At 66.1% G+C, this 3,119-nt stretch carries 3 protein-coding genes and 1 pseudogene; 1 reads left to right on the top strand and 3 read right to left on the bottom strand.

Annotated features, from left to right (window positions below; translation table 11 throughout):
* A partial coding sequence (gene gltA, locus JOZ79_RS08090) for a citrate synthase (RefSeq protein WP_294073010.1) occupies positions 1-801 on the top strand: 801 nt, incomplete at its 5' end.
* Positions 802-894: 93 nt separating this feature from the next.
* Here the strand turns inward: gltA and JOZ79_RS08095 are convergent.
* From JOZ79_RS08095 to JOZ79_RS08105, 3 genes and pseudogenes are all read right to left on the bottom strand, one after another.
* Complete coding sequence (locus tag JOZ79_RS08095; protein ID WP_294073013.1) at positions 895-2,121, bottom strand: ABC transporter substrate-binding protein; 1,227 nt, start codon at positions 2,119-2,121, stop codon at positions 895-897.
* A 33-nt stretch (positions 2,122-2,154) separates the two neighbouring features.
* Positions 2,155-2,871, bottom strand: coding sequence for an ABC transporter ATP-binding protein (locus JOZ79_RS08100; RefSeq protein ID WP_366514806.1), 717 nt, complete (start codon positions 2,869-2,871; stop codon positions 2,155-2,157).
* Positions 2,864-3,119 (bottom strand): annotated as a pseudogene (locus JOZ79_RS08105) (hypothetical protein); the annotation flags it as partial. The gene JOZ79_RS08100 and the pseudogene JOZ79_RS08105, both read right to left, overlap by 8 nt.

A 3,119-nucleotide genomic window follows, 5' to 3' on the forward strand; every position in this document is an offset into this window, starting at 1 on the left:
CTGATCGCCAAGATGCCGACAATTGCCGCGATGGCGTACAAATATGCGCTCGGCCAGCCCTTCATCTATCCCGACAATTCCCTGTCTTATGCAGAGAACTTCCTGCACATGACCTTCGCGGTGCCGTGCGAGGAATACAAGGTCAACCCGGTGCTAGCGCGGGCGATGGACCGCATCTTCATCCTGCACGCCGACCACGAACAGAACGCGTCGACGGCGACGGTGCGCAACGCCGGATCGAGCGGCGCCAACCCGTTCGCCTGCATCGCCGCGGGCATCGCCTCGCTTTGGGGACCCGCGCATGGCGGCGCCAACGAGGCCGTGCTGAAGATGCTGGCGCGGATCGGCGACAAGAAGAACATCCCGGATTTCATCAGCCATGTGAAGAACAAGAACGAGCACGAAATCCAGTTCGGCTTCGGCCACCGCGTCTACAAGAATTACGACCCGCGCGCCCGCGTGCTGCGCGAGAGCTGTCACGAGGTCCTCGACGAGCTCGGCATCAAGGACGAGCCGTTGCTCGATCTGGCGATGGAGCTCGAGAAAATCTCGCTCAACGACGATTATTTCATCACGCGCAAGCTGTACCCCAACGTCGATTTCTATTCGGGCATCATCCTGAAGGCGATGGGGTTCCCGACCTCGATGTTCACGGTGCTGTTCGCCGTGGCGCGCACGGTCGGCTGGATCGCGCAGTGGACGGAAATGATCGAGGACTCGGATTCGAAGATCATGCGCCCGCGCCAGCTGTTCACCGGCGCCACCGAACGCCATTACGTGCCGATCGCGGAGCGGCACTGAACACGGCGGCACGCGCTGTCCGCTTCTGAGCGCGTCAGAGCGAGAGCACTGGGGTTGCCGACGAGAATGTGATCAGAACCGCTTTCGTTTTCCCTAGGTCGGCCAGACCGGCTTCGACACGGCCATCGACTCGGGGAAGATCGTCACCGGCTTGCCGTCCTGCCATTGGATGATCACCAGCTGCGCATCGACGCGGCGGCCCTTGTCGTCGAATTTGAGGTGGCTGCCGGGGAAATAGATCGCCGGCCCGTCGGTGATGTCCATCGCCCGGATCGCGTCGGCGACCTTGCGCCGGTCCGCCGAGGCGGCCTTGTTCGCCGCCCACGCCAGGATCTGGACATGGGCATAGGCGAAGATTTCGTTATGGCCGAACCACGGATTGCCGGTGCGCTTGACATAGCGCTCGGACAGCTCGTTGACCGCCTTGCCGGGCCAGTTGGCGAGGCCCACCATGACGTCCTGGAGGATGTCCTTCCCCGCGGTCTTCAGCAGTTCCGGCACCACCCAATGCCCGCCGTTGCCGACCAGCGCGAGCTTGGTCGCCGGCATGCCGTATTGGGTGAAGGTGTCGGCGAGGATCTTGTCGTCGCCGTTATTGGTCGACAGCAGCAGCACGAAATCCGGCTTCGCGCCGCGCACCGGCTGCACCATCGCGGTGGCGTCGGCCAGAGGCGGCGTATAGACCTGATCGACCACCGCTTCCAGGTGCTGGTCCTTCAGCACATGGTCGCGGATCGGCTTCATGAAGCTGACCGACGCCCCGGTGTTGTCGCCGATCATCGCGACCTTGGTCGGCACCTTGCCGGTCGCCTGCTGCGCCAGCTTCATCAGGTACGGCACGATCTGCTCGGCCTGCGTGTTCGCGGTCGGCGCCGACTGGAAGATGTACTTGAAGCCGCGGTCGGTGATCGCGTCGGAATAGGACAGGGTCAGCCACGGCAGCTCGGCCCGCTCGGTCACCTCGGTCGCGGCCAGGGTGAAGGTCGACAGCCAGCAGCCGAAGCCGCCGGCCAGGTTGGGATTTTCCGAGATCATCCGCTGCGCCGCGTTCTTCGCGGTTTCCGCGGTCGAGCCGGTGTCCAGCGAGAGCAGCTTCACCTTGGCGCCGCCCAATGCCTTGATGCCGCCCGCCTGGTTAATGTCGTCGACCGCCATCTCGGCGCCGGCCTTTTCGAGAATGCCCTGCTCCGCCCACGGGCCGGACAGCGGTACCAGCATCGCGACCTCGACATCGTCCGCAGCGCGCGCCAGATGCGGTTTCGCCAGCGCCGCCGCGCCGATCAGCCCAATCGCGGTGCGCCGTCCGATCCTCTTCGTCATCTCGCGTTTCCTCGATGGTGAATAGGTTGAGCTTCACTCGACGCCGATGCCGAGATAGGACCGCCGCACCCGGTCATCGGCCAGCAAGGTCTGGTAGGAGCCGTCGAGCACGACCCGGCCGGTCTCCAGCACATAGCCGTGATCGGCGAGTTCCAGCGCCTCGGCGACTCGCTGCTCGACCAGCAGGATCGCCAGCCCGTCTTCGGCATGGATTTGCGCAACCCGCTCGAAGATCATTTCGGCGACCGCGGGCGCCAGCCCCATCGACGGCTCGTCGAGCATCAGCAGGCGCGGCGCCGCGGCGAGGCCGCGGCCGATCGCCAGCATCTGCTGCTCGCCGCCGGACAGAGTGCCGGCGAGCTGGTCGGCGCGCTCGGCGAGGATCGGGAACAGCGTGTGGATGCGGTCGAGCGTCTGCGCCCAGCGTTCGCGTCCGGCGCGCGGATAGGCGCCCATCTCCAAGTTCTCGCGCACCGTCAAGGTGCGGAACACCTGGCGCCCCTCCGGCACATGCGCGATGCCGAGATGCGGCCGCGCCGCCGCCGGCTGCGCCAGCAGCGGCGCGCCGTCCCACGCGACGCTGCCCGAACCCGGCGCGACGACCCCGCTGATCGCCTTGAACAAGGTGGTCTTGCCGGCGCCGTTCGGGCCGACCACGGTGACGAACTGGCCGGGTCCGACGCTCAGGGACACGCTTTGCAGCGCGCGCAGCCCGCCATAGGCGACGGAGAGATCGCGCACCTCAAGCATGCTGGCCGACCGGGTTGCGCCGGGCGACGAACTTGGCCCCGAGATAGGCCTCGACGACCGCGCGATCCTCGACGACCTGATGCGGCGGCCCTTCCGCCAACACGGCGCCATGATCGAGAACCAGAAAGCGGTCGGCGAGACGCAGCATCGCGTTCATCGTGTGCTCGATGATGACGATGGTCATGCCGCCGGCCCGCAGCTCCCGCAACACGGCGAGGAGGTCGTCGCATTCCTCGCGCCCGAGGCCG

This window comes from Sphingomonas sp. (assembly GCF_019242355.1).
Classification (GTDB): domain Bacteria; phylum Pseudomonadota; class Alphaproteobacteria; order Sphingomonadales; family Sphingomonadaceae; genus Sphingomicrobium.

Bases quoted from the DNA above. Each gene is read 5' to 3' on its own strand.
- JOZ79_RS08100 (WP_366514806.1), bottom strand. From the start codon at position 2,871: ATGCTTGAGGTGCGCGATCTCTCCGTCGCCTATGGCGGGCTGCGCGCG.
- JOZ79_RS08095 (WP_294073013.1), bottom strand. From the start codon at position 2,121: ATGACGAAGAGGATCGGACGGCGCACCGCGATTGGGCTGATCGGCGCG.